The sequence below is a fragment of the Vreelandella titanicae BH1 genome (assembly GCF_000336575.1).
Classification (GTDB): Bacteria; Pseudomonadota; Gammaproteobacteria; order Pseudomonadales; family Halomonadaceae; genus Vreelandella; species Vreelandella titanicae.
The window spans coordinates 38,516-63,142 of record NZ_AOPO01000009.1 but is presented as its reverse complement, the minus strand read 5'-3'; the positions used below and the strand labels follow the sequence as shown (position 1 = coordinate 63,142).

Annotated in this window: 23 protein-coding genes; 16 read left to right on the top strand and 7 right to left on the bottom strand. The window is 53.9% G+C overall.

Annotated elements, in window-relative coordinates; genetic code table 11:
• Positions 1 to 843 (bottom strand): fumarylacetoacetate hydrolase family protein, encoded by an 843-nt coding sequence (locus HALTITAN_RS15925; protein WP_039859746.1) that lies wholly within the window; start codon positions 841 to 843, stop codon positions 1 to 3.
• 22 nt (positions 844 to 865) lie between these two features.
• Complete coding sequence (locus HALTITAN_RS15920) at positions 866 to 1,606, bottom strand: SDR family oxidoreductase (RefSeq protein WP_022524025.1); 741 nt, start codon at positions 1,604 to 1,606, stop codon at positions 866 to 868.
• 248 nt (positions 1,607 to 1,854) lie between these two features.
• Between HALTITAN_RS15920 and HALTITAN_RS15915 the strand changes: the two genes are divergently transcribed.
• Complete coding sequence (locus tag HALTITAN_RS15915) at positions 1,855 to 2,610, top strand: FadR/GntR family transcriptional regulator (RefSeq protein ID WP_009287716.1); 756 nt, start codon at positions 1,855 to 1,857, stop codon at positions 2,608 to 2,610.
• Positions 2,611 to 2,633: 23 nt separating this feature from the next.
• On the opposite strand, the gene HALTITAN_RS15910 is transcribed toward HALTITAN_RS15915, so the two are convergent.
• Together HALTITAN_RS15910 and HALTITAN_RS15905 are read right to left on the bottom strand one after the other, a co-directional pair.
• Positions 2,634 to 3,638 (bottom strand): methyltransferase, encoded by a 1,005-nt coding sequence (locus tag HALTITAN_RS15910; protein ID WP_009287715.1) that lies wholly within the window; start codon positions 3,636 to 3,638, stop codon positions 2,634 to 2,636.
• Positions 3,635 to 4,474, bottom strand: coding sequence for a methyltransferase domain-containing protein (locus tag HALTITAN_RS15905; RefSeq protein ID WP_009287714.1), 840 nt, complete (start codon positions 4,472 to 4,474; stop codon positions 3,635 to 3,637). The genes HALTITAN_RS15910 and HALTITAN_RS15905 overlap by 4 nt, the downstream gene beginning before the upstream one ends.
• A gap of 279 nt (positions 4,475 to 4,753) precedes the next feature.
• On the opposite strand from HALTITAN_RS15905, the gene HALTITAN_RS15900 reads away from it, so the two are divergent.
• The 11 genes from HALTITAN_RS15900 (at position 4,754) to HALTITAN_RS15850 (ending at position 16,035) form a co-directional block, all read left to right on the top strand.
• Positions 4,754 to 6,493 (top strand): HD domain-containing phosphohydrolase, encoded by a 1,740-nt coding sequence (locus HALTITAN_RS15900; RefSeq protein WP_009287713.1) that lies wholly within the window; start codon positions 4,754 to 4,756, stop codon positions 6,491 to 6,493.
• 134 nt (positions 6,494 to 6,627) lie between these two features.
• Positions 6,628 to 7,644, top strand: a complete 1,017-nt coding sequence (locus tag HALTITAN_RS15895; RefSeq protein ID WP_027959020.1) for a LacI family DNA-binding transcriptional regulator — start codon at positions 6,628 to 6,630, stop codon at positions 7,642 to 7,644.
• 86 nt (positions 7,645 to 7,730) lie between these two features.
• On the top strand, positions 7,731 to 8,714 hold the full coding sequence (locus tag HALTITAN_RS15890) for a sugar kinase (protein ID WP_027959019.1): 984 nt from the start codon (positions 7,731 to 7,733) through the stop codon (positions 8,712 to 8,714).
• 78 nt (positions 8,715 to 8,792) lie between these two features.
• Positions 8,793 to 9,767: a 2-hydroxyacid dehydrogenase gene (locus HALTITAN_RS15885; RefSeq protein WP_022524033.1), complete on the top strand. Its 975-nt coding sequence runs from the start codon at positions 8,793 to 8,795 to the stop codon at positions 9,765 to 9,767.
• Complete coding sequence (locus HALTITAN_RS15880; protein WP_027959018.1) at positions 9,764 to 10,441, top strand: HAD family hydrolase; 678 nt, start codon at positions 9,764 to 9,766, stop codon at positions 10,439 to 10,441. Before HALTITAN_RS15885 ends, HALTITAN_RS15880 begins: the two co-directional genes overlap by 4 nt.
• A 285-nt stretch (positions 10,442 to 10,726) precedes the next feature.
• The gene (locus tag HALTITAN_RS15875) at positions 10,727 to 11,725 is read left to right on the top strand and encodes a TRAP transporter substrate-binding protein (RefSeq protein WP_009287712.1); all 999 of its coding nucleotides are present in this window, start codon (positions 10,727 to 10,729) and stop codon (positions 11,723 to 11,725) included.
• Positions 11,725 to 12,267, top strand: coding sequence for a TRAP transporter small permease (locus HALTITAN_RS15870; protein ID WP_027959017.1), 543 nt, complete (start codon positions 11,725 to 11,727; stop codon positions 12,265 to 12,267). The genes HALTITAN_RS15875 and HALTITAN_RS15870 overlap by 1 nt, the downstream gene beginning before the upstream one ends.
• Positions 12,264 to 13,538 (top strand): TRAP transporter large permease, encoded by a 1,275-nt coding sequence (locus HALTITAN_RS15865; protein WP_027959016.1) that lies wholly within the window; start codon positions 12,264 to 12,266, stop codon positions 13,536 to 13,538. Before HALTITAN_RS15870 ends, HALTITAN_RS15865 begins: the two co-directional genes overlap by 4 nt.
• 33 nt (positions 13,539 to 13,571) lie before the next feature.
• The gene (gene kduI, locus HALTITAN_RS15860) at positions 13,572 to 14,402 is read left to right on the top strand and encodes a 5-dehydro-4-deoxy-D-glucuronate isomerase (protein ID WP_009287711.1); all 831 of its coding nucleotides are present in this window, start codon (positions 13,572 to 13,574) and stop codon (positions 14,400 to 14,402) included.
• 24 nt (positions 14,403 to 14,426) lie between these two features.
• Complete coding sequence (gene kduD, locus HALTITAN_RS15855) at positions 14,427 to 15,179, top strand: 2-dehydro-3-deoxy-D-gluconate 5-dehydrogenase KduD (protein WP_009287710.1); 753 nt, start codon at positions 14,427 to 14,429, stop codon at positions 15,177 to 15,179.
• 61 nt (positions 15,180 to 15,240) lie between these two features.
• Positions 15,241 to 16,035, top strand: coding sequence for an IclR family transcriptional regulator (locus HALTITAN_RS15850; protein ID WP_009287709.1), 795 nt, complete (start codon positions 15,241 to 15,243; stop codon positions 16,033 to 16,035).
• A gap of 38 nt (positions 16,036 to 16,073) precedes the next feature.
• Here HALTITAN_RS15850 and HALTITAN_RS15845 read toward each other — a convergent pair whose 3' ends face one another.
• Positions 16,074 to 17,282, bottom strand: a complete 1,209-nt coding sequence (locus tag HALTITAN_RS15845) for an amino acid deaminase (RefSeq protein ID WP_027959015.1) — start codon at positions 17,280 to 17,282, stop codon at positions 16,074 to 16,076.
• A 113-nt stretch (positions 17,283 to 17,395) separates the two neighbouring features.
• Here HALTITAN_RS15845 and HALTITAN_RS15840 point away from each other — a divergent pair, with 113 nt between their 5' ends.
• The 4 genes from HALTITAN_RS15840 (at position 17,396) to HALTITAN_RS15825 (ending at position 21,794) form a co-directional block, all read left to right on the top strand.
• Positions 17,396 to 18,259: a MurR/RpiR family transcriptional regulator gene (locus HALTITAN_RS15840; protein WP_009287708.1), complete on the top strand. Its 864-nt coding sequence runs from the start codon at positions 17,396 to 17,398 to the stop codon at positions 18,257 to 18,259.
• A 1-nt stretch (position 18,260) separates the two neighbouring features.
• Complete coding sequence (locus HALTITAN_RS15835) at positions 18,261 to 19,748, top strand: N-acyl-D-amino-acid deacylase family protein (RefSeq protein ID WP_009287707.1); 1,488 nt, start codon at positions 18,261 to 18,263, stop codon at positions 19,746 to 19,748.
• The gene (locus HALTITAN_RS15830) at positions 19,745 to 20,137 is read left to right on the top strand and encodes a RidA family protein (RefSeq protein ID WP_022524043.1); all 393 of its coding nucleotides are present in this window, start codon (positions 19,745 to 19,747) and stop codon (positions 20,135 to 20,137) included. The genes HALTITAN_RS15835 and HALTITAN_RS15830 overlap by 4 nt, the downstream gene beginning before the upstream one ends.
• A 157-nt stretch (positions 20,138 to 20,294) precedes the next feature.
• Positions 20,295 to 21,794 (top strand): sodium:solute symporter family protein, encoded by a 1,500-nt coding sequence (locus HALTITAN_RS15825; protein ID WP_009287706.1) that lies wholly within the window; start codon positions 20,295 to 20,297, stop codon positions 21,792 to 21,794.
• Between the two features lie 72 nt (positions 21,795 to 21,866).
• Here HALTITAN_RS15825 and HALTITAN_RS15820 read toward each other — a convergent pair whose 3' ends face one another.
• Positions 21,867 to 23,342: a mannitol dehydrogenase family protein gene (locus HALTITAN_RS15820; protein ID WP_027959014.1), complete on the bottom strand. Its 1,476-nt coding sequence runs from the start codon at positions 23,340 to 23,342 to the stop codon at positions 21,867 to 21,869.
• A 3-nt stretch (positions 23,343 to 23,345) separates the two neighbouring features.
• Complete coding sequence (locus HALTITAN_RS15815; protein WP_022524046.1) at positions 23,346 to 24,626, bottom strand: TRAP transporter large permease; 1,281 nt, start codon at positions 24,624 to 24,626, stop codon at positions 23,346 to 23,348.
• Position 24,627 lies beyond the last annotated feature (1 nt).

The following is a 24,627-nucleotide window of genomic DNA, read 5'->3' as shown; positions in this document are numbered from 1 at the left end:
TTAGGCCTGAACGACCCGCTGCCGCTGCACACCTAAGCCCTCAATACCTAAACGCATTTGCTGTCCATCACGAAGGTAAACGGCGGGCTTCTGGCCCATACCCACACCGGGAGGTGTGCCGGTGGAGATAACATCGCCAGGCTGCAAACTCATAAAACGGCTCAAGTAACTGATCAGAAAAGGCACTTGATACACCATGGTGCGCGTATTGCCGTCCTGGTAACGCTGGCCGTCTACCTCAAGCCACATACCTAACTGGTGTGGGTCAGCAATCTCATCACGGGTAACTAACCAGGGCCCTAAGGGGCCAAACGTATCGCAGCCTTTGCCCTTGTCCCAAGTACCACTGCGCTCCAACTGAAACTCGCGTTCAGACACATCATTAACTATGCAGAACCCCGCCACATGTAACATCGCCTCAGCTTCATCAATGTAACGACCACCCTTTCCAATAATTACCCCAAGCTCGACTTCCCAATCGGTCTTTTTGGAGCCACGGGGGATCTCCACATTGTCATTGGGACCACAGATAGCGCTTGTCCACTTATTGAAAATGACCGGCTCAGGGGGAACCTCGGCGCCGGTTTCTGCTGCGTGATCGGAGTAGTTGAGACCAATACAAATAAACTTGCCCACCTGACCAACACAAGGCCCCAGACGTACATCAGCCGCGACCTCTGGCAATATAGAGAGATCCACATCGCGAAGTTTCTGCAACCCTTCGTCGCTCAATACATCACCGGCAACATCGCTAACGAGAGCGGACAGATCACGCACCTTACCCTGACTATCGAGAATGCCCGGCTTTTCCTGGCCCAGCGTTCCAAAGCGTAAAAGTTTCATATTGTTATTCCTTCTGAAGTAATCAGTTAGCCCAACCACCATCGATCAATTGCGTGGTGCCGGTAATAAACTGCGATTCATCACAAGCCAGGAAAGCCGCCAGCGCAGCCACTTCCTCCACTCGCCCCAGCCTACCCATTGGCTGACGGGCAATAAAAGAGGCTAGCACCTCTGCATCACTGCGCCCCTCTTTACGTGCCTGCTCAGCAATACGCTGTTTGAGAGAGGGAGACTCAACGGTGCCAGGGCAGATCGCATTGCAGCGAATTCCCTGGGTCATAAAGTCGGCGGCGACTGACTTGGTCAGTCCGATCACCGCGGCTTTAGAGGTACCGTAAGCGCAGCGATTAGCAACTCCTTTAATGCTAGATGCCAGGGAAGCCATGTTGATGATGCTGCCACTCTCTTTTGCCAACATGCCCGGTAAAAAAGCCTGCAAGGTATGAAACATTGAAGTGACATTCAGATCCATCGATCGCTGCCAAGTGGCCTCGTCGCATTCGAGTACGCTGCCACCTGCCACCATACCGGCGCAGTTAAACAGTACATCCAAGGCTGGCAGTGAAGCGGCTAAATGGTGGATCGCTTGGCTATCCGTGACGTCCAGGCGATAAGCTTCAACACCCGGTATACCTTCTAAGCTGGCAATATCGATATCTGTCGCGAATACGCGTGCGCCCTCGGCAACAAAGCGCTCGACGCTAGCACGCCCAATGCCGTTTGCAGCGGCGGTGATCAGTGCAGTTTTGTTCTTGAGTCTCATGTTATTTGCACATCCCTAACGGCTAAGGCGCGCCCCTAAAAGCTGTGGCACGACCTTGAAAAGAGTGGGAACATACATTAGGCCAAATCATCCAGACACCTAATGGCCTGACCAATGAGCCGAGTATGAGCGAGAAACTTTGACCCTGACAAGCCTCAAAAGGCCAAATAGCAGCTTTTGGGAATAAACTTTAGTAGCCATCAACTTTAGTCGAAAAACACCAGTGAAACGGATAGGAAACACCACGAATGCCGATTCAAACCATCCGCTCGCAGCGCCTCTATCGCCAGATTGCTGATCAATTACAGCAGTTAATCAATGATGGTGAGTTTCCCCCAGGAACGCTGTTACCCCCCGAGCGAGAGCTTGCCCAAGCTCTTGGCGTTAGTCGGGCTTCAGTGAGAGAGGCCTTGATTGCTCTCGAAGTGGTTGGGCAGGTAGCTGTTCGAGTCGGCCATGGTGTCGTGGTGCTTGAATCGCGTTCCACTCCCATGGAGTCGGTGATGCGCGCAGCCGCTCGAACCGAGCCCTGGGCAATAGACCCAGAGTTCGAGAGCGAAATTGAGCTCAATCTGGACGAAGAGATCCCGCCCTTTTCACTTCTCCAGACGCGCCGCTATCTGGAACCGGAAATTGCCGCGTTAGCAGCCATGAACGCCACTGAAGAGGATATGAAAGCGATCCGTTTGGCATTTGAGCGGAATGTGTCTGACAACGCCAATGGCGGGCGCAACTGCGCCGGAGATCGATTACTGCATATTCGTATTGCTGAGGCCTCAGGCAACGCGGCCTACGCACTTGTCATCAAGCATCTGCTTGGCCACAAGTACGGCGCCATGTTTCGTCGACTCCAGGAACTCTTTATGGAAACAGATATGCCGCAGCGCTCCCAGGATGACCATAAGCGCATCGTTGAAGCCATTGAAGAACGTGACCCGGCGGCTGCTCGTCGTGCTATGGAAGTGCATCTGGATCACGTACTTAATGTTTTCTTTGCTGAGTAAGTGCCTCATCAAATGCCGTAGACCTAGCGCTGTGACTTAATCGCACCGTAAACCTTGAAGCGGCGATTATCCGCCAGGGTCTGGAAGTCTTGAAATGCCCGCTGCAAGAGGTCTGGATAGGGCAAAAAGCCATTTGCCACCAGGATTAACCGCCCGCCCGCATTGAGATGCTCTGGCGCTGCGCTGATCAAACGCTGGCTAGGGCCATAACTGATATCACGCTCTTTATGGAAAGGCGGGTTGCTAACAATCCAGTCAAACTGCTCACCTTCAAGTGCACTGAATACATCACTGCAGAGTACCCGCCCCTCTAGCCCATTCGCCGCCAAGGTGCGCTTACACGCCTCTACCGCAAAAGCGCTGACGTCCACCGCGGTCACATGATGGCCACGCTGGGCCAACCAAGCGCTAATAATCCCATCGCCACAGCCCATATCCAGCACTTTGAGCGGTTTTTTCGGCAAGCTATTCTCAATGCTTTCCAACAGTAACAGCGTTCCTTCATCGACTTTGCCGTGGCCAAATACGCCCGGGTGGCTGTTCAGCGTCAGTCCTAATGTCTCGAATTGCTGCCAAGCGCTATCGCTAGTCGAATCCAATGCCACGGTTTGGGTGGCAAAGAGTGAACAGCGCCGGGCGTTGTCGCGCTTATCCCAAGGCATCCCCAGCTCATCCAGCATCTTGGGAACACGTTTAATGCCACCTTGATGCTCGCCGACAATTTCAATGGGAGTCCCTTCAGGTAGCTGCTCACATAACCACTTGAGCCACCAAATACCTAACTGATGCGCCTTCGGCCAAAACAGCACCATCTCTTTGCCGAATGACTCGTCCACTGCCAAGTTAAAAGGCGTTCGGGCCTGCTTGCCTTGCGCCTGCCACTCACGCAGTACGTCAAAATCGCCACTGACCACACCCGTCGATTGGTCAATAAGCCAGCTATCGACTGGCGGGCCAATGACCCACAGCGCTACATAGTTATCTTTTTGGCGCTCTAACAGCTGGCATGCTGGGGACTGGGCACTCATTCAACGATCTCCGGTTTAATTAATGTATAAAGCAGGTAGCGGCCCAGGCGCCAGTGGGGGTCATGGCGACAATACTTTTTTTCCAGCGCCAGCAGCGTTTCAGTTTCTGCTGGCGTGGTGGGAGGGTGGCGCAAGTAATCTTGAAAAACGCGGATACCGGCGACTGCATCTATCACTAAGCCGTTATCTGCACTCCACTGCTCAACCTCGGCATGACTAACAGGCGAAATAGGCGTCAATCGTTGTCGCTTGCCCTTCCCCGCTAAGCGGTCGCTCAACGCCTTCTCAAGATTGCCTTTGACCGCGTTGGAAAAGCGCAGTGCATCGCGATTAAACACCATCAAGCTAAGCTGGCCGCCAGGTGCCAATAAATCGCTCAATGTGGACAGCGCTGCTTGCGGGTCACCTAACCACTCCAACACTGCATGGCAGGTAATCAGAGGCCATGGGCCAGGAGCTTGTTCTGTTAACAGTTGTAGCGGCGCCTGCAGATAAGTAATAGCCTCTTCCGGTAACGTTTTAACGTCCCGGTGCCAGGTTTTGGCGTAGCTCAACATATCTGCTGAGGGTTCAGTCATCGTGACATCGTGCCCCCGCTCAGCAAACCATGCCGCCTGCTGGCCCAGGCCACCGCCCACGTCCAGCACGCACTGCCCCTCTAGATTCAGCATTTCCGGTAGCAGGTAGTCGAGCATTGCGAGACGCAGCTCGCCCCGGGGCGCCTGATAGAGCGAACGGGAGAATTTCTCGGCTAGGCCATCGAAATAGCGATCGCCAGACGGCGTTAATTCATAGCTGCTCGATTGAGAATGGAGTGATTTAGGATTTGAGGGCATGCCGCGAGCATCGCTGTAAAAGAAAGCGTGCAGTTTACCTGATTATCCCTACCCGTCCGAATGGCGGCCTGGCCTGCATCAAACATAAACAAAAATTATCAAATCATTACAAATGACTCTTAAAATCGATATAAATAGGTTTGCAAACTGGAGCGAAATAATAGCTAATCGACACAGGAAAAATGTCCTATCATGGTAGGAGTGACAAGCAATAGAAGCATATAGCAGTCACCACCAAGTCGATATTAATTATAACAAAATAAATACGGTGGGTTTTATATGATTATCAATACGGCGAACCAAAATACCACTGGGCAAATAATACGGTCTTTGCTAAAAAAAGAACATACTATTTCTATTTTTTCAAAAGAAGCGGCCTACGCCATAGAGGCGAAGGCTATTAAGATAGAATTGGACAGTGGTAAAATAACGTTAGCGATACATTACACAGGTAGCTCGCTTTCTCCTTATTTGCAAAACGACACCATTTGCTTTGACATAGAAGCTTCCCATCCTACGCCAGGTATAGAAGAAGAAATTTATAATATTGAACAAGTGCCGGCACACGTCATTAAAATAGATACCTGCACTTACCATTTAGAGTGCCAGCTTCCCGGCTCTATTTTTTCCTCCGATAATCGAAGAGCTTTGCGTGTACCCTTCATTCTGGGTATGCACGCACGTGTGCACTTGGAAGTATTTGCCCATGAGCTCAACGTGGAAGGTAAAGTGCGTAACCTTTCAGTAGGTGGCTGCATGGTGTATGTCAGACTGGAAGATAGCATGGCTCTTAGCATTAATCAGGTACTGCCGGAGGTCACTCTCGAGTTTCCAAACGGAGAAATATTCAACACTCAAGGACGTATTTGTCATATGCGACCTTTTGGGAGCCATGACTATGCGGCTATCGGTATTGAGTTTATTAATATGTCAGCCACGATGACTGAGACTCTTTTCCATTATGTATCGGAATCTGAGTTCGAAGCTGCTTTTCGCTCAGGTATACAGGATAGCTCCTCTCGAGCTAAGTCACGGCTTTTCATCGCAGATGCCAAAGAGAAGAAAATGCAGCACAAAGAAGAGCATGATCAAACCAAGAGTAGCCAACGATCTCCTCTGTTACGCGGTGTTCTTGAAGTCGCTCACCAGCTACAAGTCATGTTAATGTTTACTAAAAACAAGGATTTATTTCCAGAAGAGAGCCTCTATGAGTGTGTCGACAGCCTTCTTTATATGGTCACTCAAGACCGAAGGGGGCTTCAGTATGCACTGGCTTTTTTGCATGATGAACCCGAGTGGGTGCGCCATGCCATACAAGTGAGTAGCCAGCTAGCAATGATCCTGATCAGTCGTGACCCATACGCGTCACAGACACGGGAAACAGTGGCGGGCGCCCTACTACACACCATGGGTAAACCACTGCTGATTAGCGAACAGCTCCCCTCACTTAAAATTCGCATGTCTCCATCGCAAGCCGAGCTACTCAAAGAACATGTTGTTGCACTGAATAACAAGCTAACAGCACTGGGCTGGGTCGCCAGCCCAGCCTGCCATGACATTATCCTCAATGCCAACGAACGGCTCGATGGCAGCGGCTATCCAGCTGGAAAGCAGGCTGCAGAGTTATCCGAGCGTGTTCGACTAATCAGTGTTATTAAAATAATCAATAAATTAACCCATGAGCGAAATGGTCAGCATCCACGGCAACCTCTTGATGCCTACCGCTGGGTTAATAACTGCCCAACTATTTATGAAAAGTCATTACTTGTAGAGTATATCCAACACTTTGGCTTATACCCTATCGGTAGCTTAGCAAAGTTCTCAAACGGTTTCTTAGCATGGATAATGGATGTAGATGCAAAGGGAATGCCGTGTAAAGTTAACGTTATTAAAAACCTCTCCTTTAGAGACACATCTATTGACACGGTTCTTGAAAATAATGACTTTACTCAAATTGGACGTCTTGAGGGCACGGTGAACCCCACAGACTACAATATTCATATGGCCAATCACCCTTAGCGGCTCGCACGCCGTTGCTTTTGGCCTAGCAAACACCCAAAATTGAGCTACTTTCATTCCGTTAATCACAATGTAACGGAAGACACTTTAACGCAAAACGCTATTTATTTAAGCACTCTATTTTAAAGTACACTATGCCACCTACACCGCGCCGTTCCACCATTCTTGAAGTAGCCCGCCTCGCTGGTGCCTCTAAAACCAGCGTATCGCGCTATTTTGGCGAAGAGCGTGATCGGCTCTCGCCCTCACTTCAAGCGCGCATCGCCCATGCGGCAGGTACCCTTGGCTACCAGCCAAATCAAATGGCACGCGGGTTAAAAGGTGGTCGCTCTAAATTGTTAGGTATGTTGGTGGCAGATATCCGCAACCCATTTTCAGTGGCTATCACACATGGTGTAGAGCAAGCGTGCCGCCAATACGGCTACTCATTGGTAGTATGTAATACTGATAACGACCCAGAACAGGAGCGCCAGCATTTAGACCTGTTGGGTGCCTATCAGGTGGAAGGTCTCGTGGTAAATGCATCCGGCAGCCCTGAACGCCAACTACATACTTTCATCAGCCAGGGGACACCCATTGTGCTGCTAGACCGCGAAGTCGATCATGTGGAAGCGGAGGTGGTTGGACTCGATAATCACCTGGCGATCGATATGGCGCTAGAACACTTGGCCGATCAGGGCTACCAGGCCGTACTGTATGTCAGCGAAGTTCCCCAGCAATCGAGCACGCGACAAAAACGCTTGGCCCGCTTTAACCACACTGCCGAGCAGTTGGGGCTTATCCATTCATCCTCCCTGCTTGCTAACTCAGATGGCACTGCAACGCTTCAAGCACTAAGCGACTTTTTAGCCGCCCACCAACAGCACGCTTGCGCTGTCTTGTGCGGCAATGGCACTGCCACCCTAACCGTGACCCGCCTGTTTCAGCAGTTGGACTTACCGCTTGGCAAGGTAGGCTTGATGGGGATTGATGAACTCGATTGGTGCGCTTTGATCTCTCCCGGCATTACCACGCTTGCCCAACCCACCGATGCAATGGGTAAAACGGCTGTTCAATGCTTGATGCATCGCATTGCGCCCCACGTATCATCAATGCCAGCGGCGCTGAATTTTTCACCTACTCTGATCGAACGAGGTTCTACTCAACGCTAATTTTTTTAGTCGGTGCTAAAAAATTGCCACAAAAATGGTATCGTTCCCATTGGATGATAATGAACAACTCGAAGAGATTACTGACTATGCCCCACTCCTTCTCTAACCCACCAGAAATTCTCACCTTCGGCGAAGCCATGGCTATGTTTGTCGCTGATTCACCAGGCGACTTATCCAACATTGAGCGTTTCCACCGCCGCTTGGCAGGCGCCGATAATAATGTCGCTATCGGCCTCTCCAGGCTGGGTTTCCACGTGGGCTGGTTAAGTCGAGTGGGAACCGATAGCTTTGGAGGGTTTATTCAGGCGGCATTAACAGCGGAAGGTATCGATGATCGCTATATTCACGCCGATGCACAGCACCCCACCGGGCTGCTCTTTAAAGAACGTGCCCAGAACGGCGCCGACCCGCGAGTTGAATATTTTAGACGTGGCAGTGCCGCCAGCCATCTCACTATTGAGGACGCCCGGGATGTCGACTTTCAGGCACTTAACCACCTTCACGCGACGGGCATTACCCCAGCGTTATCTGAAAGCGCCTGCCAACTTAGCCATCATTTGATGGAAGGGGCCCGCGCCCACGGCGCTAGTATTTCCTTTGACCCCAATTTGCGGCCGTCACTTTGGCCTAGCGAAAACGTTATGCGGTCGACCCTTAATGAACTCGCCAGCCGCGCCGACTGGGTGTTGCCTGGGCTTTCAGAGGGCCAGCTTCTCACCGGGCAGAAGACGCCTTACGACATAGCAGGCTATTATCTGGATCAAGGTGCCTCGGCTGTGATCATCAAGCTGGGCCCCGAAGGTAGCTATTACCGTGGCAACCTGGATGGGCAAGAAGAGAGCTTTACAGTGGCCGGTTGCCACGTTGCTGAGGTGGTGGATACCGTAGGTGCAGGCGATGGCTTCGCCGTCGGTGTCATTAGCGCTCTGCTTGACGGAAGAACGGCGCGTCAAGCCGCCCAACGCGGCAACCTCATTGGCGCCCAAGCCATCCAGGTAGTGGGTGATATGGAAGGTCTGCCTAATCGCGAGCAACTACTAGCGCTTGAAGTCGACCAACCCATTGGCTAATCGCCACACACTATTTTTTAAATAGCAGGTTTTAAATAACAGGTTTTAGATAACAGGCTTTTCACCATGGAGATAACAATGAAAAAACGTCTAGTGATTCAAGGACGACTCAGCGACGCTCAACAGACTGAACTTAGCGATTTGTTTGAAGTGGATGTGTTGCCGAAAACCAGCTCGCTTGATGCCCCTGAAAATCGCGCTCTATTAGCGGAGACACACGGCATTATCGGTTCCGGCTTAGCCATTACCCCCCAGTTGCTGGACGCAGCGCCCAACTTGAAAGTCATAGCGACCATCTCTGTTGGCTACGACAACATCCCTGTTGATGAACTTACTAAGCGCGGCATTATGCTGTGCAATACGCCTGATGTGCTTACCGAAACCACTGCCGACACCGGCTTTGCGTTGATCATGGCCGCGGCGCGCCGGGTGGTTGAACTAGCCGAGTGGGTCAAAGCGGACAAATGGCAAGCCAGCATTGGCCCGGCACTGTTTGGCAGCGATGTGCATGGTAAAACCCTAGGCATGGTGGGGTTTGGGCGCATCGGTCAAGCCGTTGCCAGGCGCGGAGCCCTGGGCTTTGGTATGCAGGTGCTCTACTCCAACGCTTCACCCAAGCCCGATTTAGAGAGTGAGCTTGGTGCGCAGCGCCGCGAACTCAACGAGCTATTGGCTGAAGCCGATTTCGTCTGTGTCACTGTGCCGCTTACCGCCGAGACCGAGCATTTGATCGGTGCCCAAGAGTTTGCGCTGATGAAGCCTTCAGGCATTTTTATCAATATCGCCCGCGGCAAAGTCGTCGATGAAAGCGCCTTAATACACGCCTTGGAAACCAGCGTTATTCAAGCAGCAGGGCTGGATGTATTTGAGCAGGAGCCACTACGCGCTGCGTCACCGCTGACGAAGATGCCCAATGTGGTCGCCCTGCCGCATATCGGCTCTGCAACCCATGAAACCCGCGACGCCATGGCCCAGCGAGCGGTGGATAATATTCGTCTAGCACTCCAGGGTGAGCGGCCAATTAGCTTAGTCAACGAGGAAACCTATCAATGAAGCCTGCCGCGCCCCCCTCCACGTCAATATGCTTACTGTTCGATTGCGATGGCACCTTGGTGGATAGCGAAATACTGCTTGCCGAGGTGATGGGGGATATTCTTCCCGAATTCGGCTTACCCTTTTCAGCGCGTCAGTATATGGATGAATTTCGCGGGGTGCGTTTCCAGACGATCGTCCAAACCCTGGAAAAGCGTTTTCAAACATTAGCAGAAGATGCATTTTCCCAGCTTGAGGCAGGTATGCGGGCGCGTATGGAAGCCCGTATGCGTGCCGAGCTGGTGGCGATTCCTGGTATGGTCGCCGCACTGGAACAGTTAAGTAGCCACCCCAAGGCCGTGGTCTCTAATGGCCCCGAGCGCAAAATTCGCTGTGCGCTGGAAAGCACCGAACTAGGCCATCACTTTGCTGACAAGCTCTTTAGCGCCTATACCCTCAATGTCTGGAAACCCGACCCCGAGCTGTACCGTAAAGCTGCCGCCGCTATGGGCCATGCTCCTCAGCAGTGCGTGGTGATCGATGACGCGGCGGTGGGTGTGGAAGCGGGGCTAGCGGCGGGCATGCACGTGATTCACCTCAACCACTTCCCTAATGAAGAACTCACCCCCGAAGGGGCGATTGGTATCCACCACGCCAGCGAGCTTCCCACCGCCATTGCGCGCCTACACTTCTGATCGCGGTTGCTTGGTTAACTGATTAACCGCCGCTAATCAACTCTCCAACGCCCGCCCTCGACAGGCATGTTTCCCGTGCCTGCCGACGACACCGCCTGCGTGCTTATAACCCCCTCACTCTGTACTGAAAATATGCATCGCGACCAATGTCGCATAGCCCAAGCATTGACCTATGCAGGAATGACGTTAAGCTTGGCCTCACATCAAATATAAAAACAGATTTTATATTTGAGAAACAGCTATCGCATCGCAACAAGAACATCACAATAAAACGGAGAACCTTCCATGCGCCTAACCCACTTAATGATGGCCAGCCTCGCTATTGGCTTCACCACGTCGCTCCAAGCTGCCGATTTCACCTTCAAGTATGCTCATTCGCAAACCGATGAGGCGCCGCGTTCTGAGTCCATGCGCTACTTCAAAGAAGCGCTTGAAGAGCGCAGTGATGGGCGTATCGCCGTCGAACTCTATTTCAATGGCACCCTGGGGAAGGAGGAGGACGTACTTCAGCAAGTTCAAATGGGGCTTATTCAGGGCTATCGCGGTGGTTTGTTTGCCCAAGCTAACCCCGCCTACCTGATCTATACCATGCCGTTCCTGTTCACCACGCCGGAGCAGGCTATTGACGTAATGGAGGGCGAGCTTGGCCAGGCCATTAATGAAGGCGCACGTGAAAGCCAGCTGCATATACCGGTGACCGGCGTTGCAGGCGGTATGCGCCAGTTAACCAATAACGTTCGCGCCGTTAATCAAGTTGATGACCTCCGTGGCTTGAAGATTCGCACCCCGCCACTGGCTCCCACGCTGCGGGCGTTTGAAGCGCTGGGAGCCTCCCCCCAGCAAGTGCCTTACACCGAAACCTATATGGCGCTACGCACAGGCGTGGTCGATGGGCAAGAAAACCCGCCCTCCAATATCGCCGATATGAAATTCCATGAAGCTCAGGAGTACATGTCATTACTGAACTGGCAAATCCATCCTGACCCCTTCTTTATCAGCGCCCAGTGGTACGACCAGCTACCTGAAGAGTTGCAGATGATCGTCGACGACGTCGCTCAGGAGACGATGACGCGCTCCAACGAAATTTGGCTAGCCTCCGAAGCCAACTACCTCGAAACCCTTGGCGAGCACATGAGCATTAATGACATCGCCGACGAACACCGCCAAGGTTTTGTAGATGCCGTCGTTCCTGTCTGGGAGCACTTTGTTGAGCGTGGTGACTTTAGCCAGGAGCAGTTAGAGCAAGTGCTCGCCCTGACTGATCAAGCCGAGGTACTGGAGTAATGAATCCACCTCCACTGGCGCAGCCGATGGCGGAAGATACCGCCTTGATGCGGGTAATGCGCCGCTTCGCTAGCCTGCTGGAAAATCTGATCGCCGCATTAATTGCGGCGGTTTTCCTGCTCTGCTTGGCACTGGTGATACTGCGCTACGTATTCAGCATTGGCTTTGCCGGTGCTGAAGAAGTGATGCGCTTTCTATTTGTGTATTCCACCGCACTGGGGGCATCGGTCGCCATTTTGCGCGGCGAGCATATCCGTATCAGCGTGCTTGTGGATGCACTGCCTTCGGCAATAGCCGTCTGGCTGAACCGCTTACGCCACTGTCTTGTGATGTTATTCAATGGCTATTTGGCATGGCTCAGTATCAGCTGGATTGGGCAAGTGGGTCGTTTCCGCTCCGCCGTGCTGGATGTGCCTAATTGGGTAGTGCAAATCAGTGTCCCCATTGGCGCGCTACTGGTCATTCTATTTTCTTTGGCGGTGCTAATGGGTGGCGAGCGGCCCTCCGCTCAACGAGAAGACGCGCAGGAGGGCCAGGCATGATTTTACTGCTTGTTAGCCTGATGGTGCTGTTGCTGATTGGGGTACCCATCGCCTACTCGTTAGGGCTTTCGGGGTTGGTTTACTTTTTGATCATGCAACCAGGCTTGATTGGCGTGCTGCCCCAGCGGGTACTGTCCGGTATGGATCTGTACACCATGATTGCCCTGCCGCTGTTCATTTTGATGGGGCTGGTGATGAACGCCTCAGGCATTACCGCTCGCTTGATCGACTTCTGTTTGATGTTGGTAGGCCGTTTTCCAGGTGGGCTGGGGCACGTCAATATCTCGACATCGATGATCTTTGGCGGCATATCGGGCTCTTCTGTGTCTGATACGGCGTCGGTGGGTTCCGCCATGATTCCGGAGATGGCACGCAAGGGATACAGCGTAGAAACCGCCAGCGGTATTACCGTGGCATCTTCCACCATGGGCATGATCATTCCTCCCAGTGTGCCCATGGTGATCTACGCTGTTACCGCGCAGCAGTCTATCGGCACCATGTTTATGGCGAGCCTTGTGCCAGGTTTACTCATTGGCCTGCTGATGATGGGCATCATTGCGCTAATGGCCGGTCGTCAAGGCTACCCCCGTGCCCACGCAGGATTAAACCCGCAACAGCGCCGCCAGGTGATTCAGCGTGCGGTACTCGCGCTATTAATTCCTCTGTTTGTAGTGGGTGCGGTGGTCGGCGGTGTCGCTACAGCCACTGAGTCCGCCGCGTTAGGCGTGGGCTATGCGCTGTTTCTGGCCTTGGTGGTATTTAAAAGCCTCAAACTGCGTGAACTGCCCGCACTGTTTCGCTCTGCCGTAATGACCAGCGCAACGGTGATGATCATTATTGCCATGAGCCAGCTGTACGTGTGGATTCTCTCGATGGAGCAGATTCCCCAGCTGTTGGCAGGCTTTTTAGGCGGGCTGGATCTTACCCCGATATTGCTTCTGCTGGTGATTGCAGCTGCCGTGCTACTGATCGGCACCTTTATTGATGTGACCCCCGCGATTTTGCTGATTACCCCAGTGGTGCTGCCGGTGCTTGCCCTGGCCAATATTTCACCTGTGCAGTTTGGTGTCCTGTTGATCAGTGGCTTGGCTATTGGCTTGGTCACGCCGCCGGTGGGCATGTGCCTGAACGTCTGCTCATCCATCACTGGCCTCTCGATTGGGCGTATTTTCCGCGGCGCCCTGCCGTTCCTGCTCGCAAATCTCCTGGTGATACTGCTGGTCATTGTCTTTCCGGCTATCACCCTGTGGCCGCTCACGCTGTTCTCGTGAGCCCATTTACTTTTACTATTAAAGGAAATTCATATGGATATTCGCCAAGCGCTTCATAGCGATCATTTTAAAACCCTCGATACCCAGGGCCTGCGTGACAAAATGCTGGTCACCAAGATTATGGAGCCTGGGCAACTGTCGCTAACCTACAGCCACGTTGACCGCATTATTGTCGGTGGCGCGGTACCCACTGATTCACCGCTTACCCTGAGCGGTGGCAAAGAACTTGGCGTTGACTATTTTCTAGAGCGGCGGGAAATGGGCGTTATCAACATTGGCGCGCCCGGGCGCATTACTGTCGACGGTGAAACGGTCGAGCTGGGCACCCACCACGGCTTGTATATTCCCAAAGAGAGCCGTGAAGTCAGCTTTGAGAGCCTCGATGCGACCAAGCCTGCGCGCTTTTATATCAACTCAACGCCTGCCCATGTACGTTACCAGCTTCGCCATATCCGCCCGGAAGATGCCTCGCCCACCACCCTTGGCGACCCCGAAACCGGAAATGTGCGTACCATTAATAAGTACCTACATACCGATGTACTGGATACCTGCCAGCTCTCCATGGGGCTTACCCAGTTAGAGCCCGGCAGTATGTGGAACACCATGCCCTGCCATACCCACGAACGGCGCATGGAAGTGTACTTCTACTTTGACTTGAGTGAAGACGATGTGGTGTTCCACCTGTGTGGTGAACCCCAAGAGACCCGGCATATCGTGGTTGCCAACGAACAAGCCGTGATTCACCCCAGCTGGTCGATTCACTGCGGCTTTGGCACTCGCCGCTACACCTTTATTTGGGGTATGTGCGGTGAAAACCTGACCTACGATGATATGGACTTTATCGCTTCTAAAGAGCTGCGCTAAACCACTACCCAGGGAGAGTGACCAATGAAGCTATTTTCGCTGAACGGACAAGTTGCCATGGTGACGGGTTGCAACAAAGGGTTGGGCCAGGGAATTGCCATTGCACTGGCACAGGCGGGTGCCGATATCGTGGGGGTCAACCGCAGCCCTGCTGATGACACCCGCCAGCAGGTCGAGGCCCTAGGGCGCCAGTTTTACGACATTACGGCGGAGCTGGGCAGCCAAGCGCCTAGCGAGATTGTCTCACAGGCGATCGCGCAAGCGGGCAAGGTGGATATCCTGGTCAACAATGCGGGGATTATTCGCCGGGCAGCAGCCGTTGAATTTTCAGAGCAAGATTGGGATGACGTCATTGACGTTAACTTAAAAGCCGCTTTCTTTCTCGCACAGCAGGTTGCCAAACACCTTATCGAGCGCAAAGCGCCGGGCAAGATCGTCAATATCGCTTCATTACTGTCGTTTCAGGGCGGCATTCGCGTGCCCTCCTACACCACCAGCAAAAGCGGCATTCTCGGCTTAACGCGCCTGCTCGCCAATGAGTGGGCGGGCCATGACATCAACGTTAATGGCATCGCCCCTGGCTATATGGCCACCGACAACACCCAAGCATTGCGCGACGATCCCCAGCGCCATGCTGAAATTCTTGGCCGAATCCCCGCCGGACGCTGGGGCACGCCAGAAGACTTAGCCGGCGCTGTGATATTCTTATGCTCCGATGCCGCCCGCTACGTGCATGGACATACCCTGGCGGTAGACGGCGGCTGGCTGGCACGCTAACCAAGCGTTTTGGTTAACGCCACGATCAACGAGCGATTGGCAATCACGTAAGGGAGCTTGAATGAAGGAGAAGGCTGAAACGCAGTACCACGCCCCTGCCTTAGAGAAAGGGTTGGATATTTTGGAGCTGCTTGCCCAATCTCCCCAGCCGCTAAGCACCCAAGCGATTGCCGAACAGATCGGCCGTAAAACCAATGAGATGTACCGCATGCTGATGGTGCTGCGAGATCGTGGCTACGTCAGCATGGATGATAGCGGTAGCCGCTATCAGCTAACGCTAAAGATGTTTGAGATGGCCCACCGCTTCCCGCCCACCAAGCGGTTAGTACAGGCCGCACTACCGCGCATGGAAGAGCTGTGCCATGAAATCTCCCAGTCGTGTCATCTTAGCGTTGCTCGTCCTGGCCATCTATTGGTAGTGGCCCAGTACGAAAACCCCGACAAGATGGGCTTTGGGCTGCGCCTGGGGGCCAACATCGATATATGCGGCTCCGGTTCTGGGGCCGTCATGCTGGCCTTTCTGGATGAGCCACGCCGGGAGCGCATTCTCGCCGCCAGCGATGCAACGCAACAAGAGGTTGACCGAACGCGGGCGCTATTTGATCCGATTCGCCAGCAGGGCTACCACGTGGGGCCAAGCCCTCAAGTCCAAGGGTTAACCAATATCAGCTTCCCTGTCTTTGGGGTTCATGACGTTATCGAAGCCGTTATCACCATCCCTTATCTCACTCTGATTCCAGAAGCGATGCATCGGGAAGTTCCCAGCATCGACCGCTGCCGGGAACAGCTAGGGGAGCTGGCAGACGCCCTGACACTGGCTATTGGTGGGCGCCTACCAGCAGGTACGACGAGCTAAATGATGTTCTCTATAACGGTTTTCTCAATAACAGGGCGCTAAAAGTAGGTCGCCATACGCTCTTTAACGTTTAGTTGATCATCCACTAACAATATCTGGCGCCATTTATCGAAGGTTAAACAAGGATGAGAGGCGCCAAACGCGACAATATCACCGACCTCGACATCTTGAGCCCCTTCCGGAAGGCCCACAAAGGTGTGCTGATCCATAATTTTCGTCACTTCCCAACCAGTCACCGGCAATGGCTGCGAGGGGTCACCTCCTTCCCGGAACCGACGCAGGGCAATAGGTAGCTGGTCATGACCGATATCACGCTTACCTAGCGCCACAATGGCAAGCCCAGGTTCGGGAAGCGACTGCACCTGGGCAAAGACTTCCAGGGCAGGCTCAAGCCCCTGCTGCAAATCCGGCCGGCGGCCTAATACCGCTGATTGCGCTTCACGATAAAGCCCATGGTCGTGGACGATGTAGCAACCTGGGCGTAGCACGGGGGTAAATCTTCCCTGAAGCGGTGCGCCCTGAAAGGCCTCTGCAATCACATCATACCAGGCGGAACCTGACGCGGTGACAATCGGGTTCTCTTCAGCAAAGCGTCCAGCAGCTTCGAGCTCTACGGCAACATCCACCAGGTATTTAGCATAGGTACGAATACCAGATTCGGGATTATCCCCGTGAACCACACCCTCATAGCCCTCCAGGCCCACCAGAGAAAGTGCTGGTTCACTAGCAATCACCTCCGCCAGCGAAAGAATTTGCTGCTGATTGCGGCAGCCACAGCGGCCACCCTCCACGCCTATCTCAATAAGCACCGATAACGTCAAGCCCCGCTCAGCAAAAAAGCGCCCGAGCTGGCGCGCATTCTCATGGCTATCGACCACACAATAAAACGCAGCGCCCTGTTCGATCAGACTGGCGATAATGGCCATATTTGCCTGACCCACCAGTTGGTTCGCCATCAATATTCGGGTAACGCCATTGGCGAAAGCCGCACGACACTGGGGCGCAGTGGCAAGTGTGATACCCCACGCACCTGCCTGGAGCTGTCGATGGAAAAGCGCGGGCGTCATGGTGGTTTTGCCATGGGGCGCCAAGCGAGCACCGTGAGCCTCTGCGAATCGTTGCATCCACTCTACGTTATGAGCCAGTGGGCCTTCATGCACCACGGCGGCGGGAAGGCTGACACCTGATAGAAGGTTTGATCCCAATTCCTCACCGCCTTTATCCATCGCTAACGCCATTGTCTGCATTCGCCCATATCCTCTTTTTTAATAAAGCATCTATGTTAGATACTTTCACAACTATTGACTTAAGGTTAGAAACTAACATACTTTTTAAATCAGGCAACCATTAGGAGTCCACGGTGAGCCAGGAAATCGACATCTTGTCACGTATTACCACTGACTTTGCTGCCTTGCGTGAAGCTGAAAAAAAAGTCGCCGAGCTGATATTTGCTGACATCGAGTTTGTCACCGAAGCAAGCATCGGTGACATCGCCCAGCGCGCGGGGGTAAGTGATGCCAGTGTCACCCGATTTGCACGCGCTATCGGCTGTACTAACGTGCGTGACTTAAAAACGCGCTTAACACGCGCTTTAGCAGCAGGTCGCCGTTTTATACAAGAAGCGACCCCCGAAGACAGCTCAAGCGTGGTGTATGACATTGCCACACAAACCCTCGCGCTTAACCGTGACTTGCTCGCCCAGGCCGATGTGGCAGGCGCGGTCGAACAGCTGGATAAAGCGCGCCAGATATTGGTATTTGGCGCAGGGGGCGGTTCCAGCATTCTCTGCCAAGAGTTTCAATTCCGTTTAGTCCGTCTTGGCTATGCGATCTGCGCTTACCCTCAAGCACTCTTACCCCGCATGGTAGCGTCAACCCTTGAGCCAAATGACGTAGTGGTTGTGCTATCGGTCACTGGCTATACCCCGGAGATGGTGGAGTCGGCACAAATTGCCAGGCAGTACGGCGCAAAAGTGATTGCCATCACCGCCCTGAATTCTCCTTTAGCCGATACATCCGACATTGTGCTCCCGATTACCTCGCGGGAAACCGACTTCATCTATCACCCTTCAGCTTCCCGCTACGCCATGCTGGCGGTCATCGATGTGTTAGCGCTTGAACTTGCCATGCGCCACCGAGAGCGTTCACGGACTAAATTGCGTCGTCTCAAGCTTAGCCTCGATGACCATCGCGGTGGCGACAACCGCCAGCCACTAGGAGATTAAGATGGTTTACGACCTGCTGATTCGTAACGCCAGCGTACTGGATGGCTCCGGCGCAGCCCATTTTCGTGCCGATGTGGCTATTCAAGGCGAGCGTATCTGCGCCATCGGTGACATGCCCTACGCCACCGCCACCACCATGATTGACGCCGAAGGGCGCTATCTGACGCCTGGCTTTATCGATGTCCACACTCACGACGACACCAATGTCATTCGTACCCCAGAGATGCTGCCGAAGCTGACACAAGGAATAACGACGGTGGTGGTGGGTAACTGTGGGATCAGTGCGAGCCCCGTGACACTCGCCAGCGAAGTCCCCGATCCCATGAATTTACTGGGCAGGCTAGAAGACTTCCGCTACTCAAGCTTCAGCGCCTATGCCAACGCCGTAGACGCTGCCGCACCCAGTATTAACGTCGCCGCCTTGGTGGGGCATACCAGTCTGCGCAGCCAGGTGATGGACAGCTTTGCCCGGCCTGCCACTGCTGAAGAAATTGCACAAATGGAGGTGCTGCTAAGCCAAGCGCTGGATGAGGGCGCCCTAGGGCTTAGTTCAGGGCTGGCCTATCGTAACGCGATACACGCGCCGACCGCCGAGATGGCCCCACTGGTGGCAGCCGTTGGCCAATCAGGCGGCGTATATACCACCCATCTTCGAGATGAGTTTGCGGGCCTGCTGGGTGCCATGGACGAAGCATTTTCCACCGCTCGCAATGGCCAGGTGCCTCTGGTGATCTCGCACCTTAAATGCGCAGGCGCGGGCAATTGGGGAGGCGCTGGTAAAGCGCTGGGTAAATTGGAGTCTGCCGCCCAGCACCAGCATGCCCACTGCGACTGCTACCCCTACACCGCAGGCTCCTCCACTCTCGATCTGGGCCAGGTCACAGACGAAATCGAGATCACCATTACCTGGTCGACACCGCACCCTGAGCAGGCACGTCGCCCGTTAAAAGAGATCGCCGCCGAATGGGGGGTATCACTGTTAGATGCGGCCAAGCAGCTACAGCCGGCGGGGGCGGTTTACCACAACATGAGTGAAGCGGATATGCAGCAAGTGTTAGCGCATCCGCTCTCCATGGTGGGTTCCGATGGATTACCGAACGACCCGCACCCCCACCCGCGCCTTTGGGGAGCCTTTCCGCGTGTGCTGGCCCACTACAGCCGCGATTTAAAGCTAATGCCACTGGCCGAAGCGGTACGCAAGATGACCAGTCTTTCGGCAGCCAATTTCGGTTTAACGGATCGCGGCGTGATCCGCATAGGCGCCTACGCAGACCTCACCCTTTTTGATTTGACGATGCTTGAAGATACGGCCAATTACGAGACCCCCATCGCGGCCGCTAAAGGCATCGAAATGGTCATAGTGAACGGCAAAATCGCCTATCACCAAGGCGCAATTTCAGACCAACGCGCGGGCAGGATGCTGCGCAGAACAGAACGCATTTCTCAATCGATCCCCACCTTTCAACCCAACAAGGAGCAAACATCATGAGCATTACTCGATACGGCACGGAAGGCGGCGTAGGCACCGGCGGTCAGAAACTGCCCTTTGCCCGCGCCGTAGAGGCAGGTGGCTGGCTATACGTCTCCGGACAAACACCCATGACCGACGGCGAAGTCGTTGAAGGCGGCATTGTTGAGCAGACCCGCCTCGCCTTCGATAACTGCCTGGCCATCATGCAAGAAGCAGGTTTCGGCGTTGAAGACGTCGTGCATGTCACCACCGTGCTCACCGATGCGCGCTATTTCACCTCGTTCAACAAGGTGTTTAAGGAGGTCTTTGGCGACAACCCACCGGCACGCATCTGCAGCGTTCAAGACCTGGTGGTGGATTGCAAAGTCGAGGTTGACGTGAAGTGCTTCCGCGCTGATCGCGTCTAGACACCCAGCTTTAAGTACCCAAAAAAAAGCGCCGCACCCCGGCAAGGGCGCAGCGCCAGATTACCGCGTGATTAGGATAAAAAGCCCCGCGGTAATCGCTTCCATTGCCTACCTTCGGCCGCGGCAACGGCCGGATAAACAACGATAAGAGGTTAACATGAACAGCCAACTATTCCTTATTACCTTCGTGCTCTACATTGTCGCCATGATTGTTTTTGGCTGGTGGATTTCAAGACACAAACGGGGCAGCGGCGACGACTTTCTACTCGGCGGGCGAAGCGTACCGCTATTTCTCACCGTAGGTACTACGGTCGCGACCATGGTGGGCACCGGCTCCAGCATGGGCGCCGTTGGGTTCGGTTACGCCAACGGCTGGGCGGGTGCCTTATACGGGCTTGGAGGCGCCGTGGGTATTCTACTGCTCGCGGTCTGTTTTGCTCCCGTACGTAAACTTCGCTTTATGACCATGAGTGAGGAACTCGCCTATTACGTCGGTGCGAATCGGCTGGTACGTAATGTGGTCGCGCTACTTATCTATATTGCCTGTATAGGCTGGTTGGGCGCGCATATTCTTGGCGGTGGTCTCTACCTCTCCTGGATGGCGGATATCGATCTAACCACCGCACGTATTCTGGTGGCGTTAGGCTTCGGCATTTACTGCGTGGTAGGGGGTTATTTTGCGGTTATCTGGACTGACACCATTCAAGCGGTTGTGCTGTTTGCGGGTTTTATTTTGATGGCGGTGCTGGCGCTAGTGGAGGTTGGCGGCTTCTCAGGCCTTACGGCAGGTATGGATGCGGGGGCCACTAGCTTTCTGGGTATTGGTCAAATTGGTGCGCTGCCAGCGCTGTCACTGGCTGCCGTCATTGCCATTGGCGTGCTTGCTACGCCCTCCTTTCGTCAGCGCATTTATTCAGGAAAATCAGTCAAATCGGTACGCCGCTCGTTCTTAATCACCGGCGTTCTTTACCTGGGCTTTTCGATCATTCCCGCGATTATTGGTATGGCCACCCACGCCCTTAACCCTGGGCTTGAAAATAGCAACTTCGCCTTCCCTTTCCTGGCCACTGAAATTATGCCCCTAGGATTAGGACTACTGCTATTGGTAGCGGGTCTTTCCGCTACGATGTCTAGCGCGAGCTCCGATGCCATTGCCGGTGTTTCCACGCTGATTCGCGATCTATATGTGCTGGCAACGGGCCGCACGCCCTCAGCGCGAAATGTAGTGCGCTTCTCGCGTATTGCGCTAGTGGCAACCATTGGTCTGGCGCTGCTGTTCGCGCTGGCCTCAGACAATGTCATCACCTACATCACCCGTATGATCTCGACGATTCTGTCAGGACTGTTTGTGAGTGCCATGCTGGGCCGTTTCTGGTCACGTTATAACTGGCAAGGTGCCATCGCCACGTTAATTTGCGCCTCGGTGACCTCCTTAACGATTATTGCCAATAGCGACTGGACAGCCTTCTGGGGTAACCCAAGCATCCCCGCTGTGCTAGTAGCGCTGGTAGCGGGTGTGATTGTAAGCCTAGTGACGCCCGCCTCACGCGTGACTTCTGCCCAGGCACTGGCAATTCTTGACCAAGAGCGCAAGCGTATGGAGCAAGTGCCCGAACCGACTCTCACGAACGCTGAAGCGCCCGCTGCACCTCGCTAATCGTTAGCCATTAGTGCGCACTAAAAAACCCCACTGATTGATTCAATCAGTGGGGTTTTGAACTTAACGGGATTATAAGCCCGCTAGTGCCTCACGCAACCCGCCCTGGGTGAGTGTTTGATATGCCACCAGCACCGCCTGTGCAAACGCATCGTCTTGTGCCAATGCGTTGGGCACCACATCGTCCATGGCTAAATAGGCCGCTACCAGCGCGCGGGGATCGCTACCATGCATCTGGTGCAGCTCTGCAAAGCGCTTGGCTAGCGGATCATCCACGGGGTAACTATTTCCTTGCAGGTCTTGACCCGCGGTATAGCGAATCCAGGCCGCCACCCCCAGCGCCACGCAGGGCGAAGTTTGACCAGCGGCACTACGTTCCAGCGCGCCGGAAAGCCAGCGCTGTGGAAGCTTTTGGCTACCATCCATAGCGATCTGCTGCAGACGATGACGCAAACTGTCATTGGCAAAGCGTGCCAGCAGCGAGTCAGCATAAGCGTCTAAATCGATTCCCTTGGGCATCTCAAGTGTAGGCGCCGCTTCTTCAAGCATATAGCGGCGCAGCAGCGCCCGAAGATCGACGTGATTGATGCCGTCATAAACCGTTTCGATACCTGCAAGCGCACCCAGATAGGCAAGCAAGGAGTGGCTGCCATTGAGCATGCGCAGCTTCATGGTTTCAAACGGCGCCACATCTGCCACCATCTCAACCCCCTCAGCTTCCCAGCCGGGTCGACCCTGGGGGAAGTTATCTTCAACCACCCACTGCGTGAACGCTTCGCATACCACGGCATTTTGATCGGAAACGCCCAGTGCCGCTAAGCGCTCAAAATCGGCGTCGGTCATCGCAGGGACGATGCGATCCACCATGCTGCAGGGAAACGCCACTTCTCTGGCAATCCAACTGGCCAACGCTGCGTCTCGATGCTCGGCCAGTTGGACCACCGCTTGGCGTGTTCGCTTACCGTTATCCGGCATGTTGTCGCAAGAGAGAACGGTAAAGGGAGCAAGACCAGCCTCACGCCGCTGAGCTAACGCTTCTACCAATAGTCCAGGGGCAGTTCGCGGCTGTTGGGGCGAGACCATATCGCCGATGATCATCGGGTCATCGATTTTTAACTCACCGCTCGCGGGGTTTAAAAAGTAGCCCTTCTCAGTGACTGTTAACGTAACAACACGGGTATCCGCAGACGCCATTCGCGCCAGTAGCGCCTCTCGGTCTCGCCCCCAGCTATCCATACCTTCGTCCGCGCCATCACGGCCCGAGAATAGCGTCTCTTCAATAACGCCAATTTCACGCAGCGTGACGCTGTCACTATCGGCGTACTCCGCTACATGATAGCGCTGCCCTGCCGCACGTAAGCCGTCGACTAAACCAACGCTAGAGCGTAAATTCGCGCTGCAAACGCCCCACTCACCATCGCCACTGCGTTGGCGATAACGTTCTAAATAGACCGCTTGGTGGGCGCGGTGAAAAGCGCCTAACCCCAGATGGACAATCCCGATCCGACCACTTCTTGGCTTTGCTTCAATAAGCTTTGGAGCCATCATCAACTACTCTCCCATCAGCAAGTTAGGCAACCAAAGCGAAATCGCGGGGACATAGGTCACCAACAACAGTACCGCCAAGTTGCACAGTAAAAAAGGCACGATGGCTTTTGCCACCGTCAACATAGGTAGCTTGCCAATCCCCGCTACCACGAATAGGCAGACCCCCACCGGCGGGGTTGTCAGCCCAATCATCAGGTTCAACACCGCGATTACCGCAAAGTGAACCGGATCGACACCCACGCCAGTGGCGACTCCCACCAAGGCCGGGAAAAGAATAATCAGCGCGGCAATGGTCTCCATAAAAGCGCCAACAAACAAAAGAATCAGGTTAAGGATGAGTAAGACAATGAGCGGGTTATCGCTAATGGAGAGAATCAGTGAGGCTATCATCTGAGGGATCTGCTCACTGGTGAGTATCCAGCCAAACAGGTTGGCTAACCCCACCATCAGCAGTAGTGCCGAAGAGGTTAATACGGTGTCTGACAAAATCGCCGGAAGCTTTTTCCACGACAGGCCTTTATACACATACATGCCGACGACCAAGGCATAGAGGCAAGCCACAATAGAAGCTTCGGTAGGGGTAAAGAACCCGCCAATAATGCCGTAGAGAATAATCACGGTCATCAGCAGTGCCCAGAAGGCCGTTTTGGCTTCGCGCAGCAGTTGCAAAAAAGGTACCCGCTGCTCTTTGGGATACCCACGCCGAACGGCCAGAATATACACCGTAATCATCATGGCGAGGCCCATTAGAAGCCCCGGTACGGCACCTGCCAGGAACATCCGTCCGACCGAAATCCCGCTGAGCGAACCGGCAATGATCATGGGTACGCTGGGCGGTATAATCGGCCCAACGGTTGACGAGGCGGCGGTCACCGCAGCAGCAAACGGCTTGTCATAGCCTGAGCGAGCCATACCGGGAATCATCACCGAACCGATGCTGGCTGAATCTGCAACCGCCGTGCCGGAGATACCACCGAAAATCATCGACCCTGCCACATTGGCCAAGCCAAGACCGCCGCGAATGTGGCCTAACAGAGCATTGGAAAAACGCACAATATGATCAGTGATATTGCCCACGTTCATTAAATTGCCGGCCAGCACAAAGCCGGGAATACACAGCAGCACGAAGGTGTCGATACCCGCATACATGCGCTGCGGCACGATGGTTAATGAAATGCCTTCAAGCAGCAGATAAGAGAGCGAGGCTAACCCCAGCGCAAACGCAATGGGCATTCCCACCAAGAGCAAAACCAAGAAAACGCTAAAGAGGATAATAACTTCCATG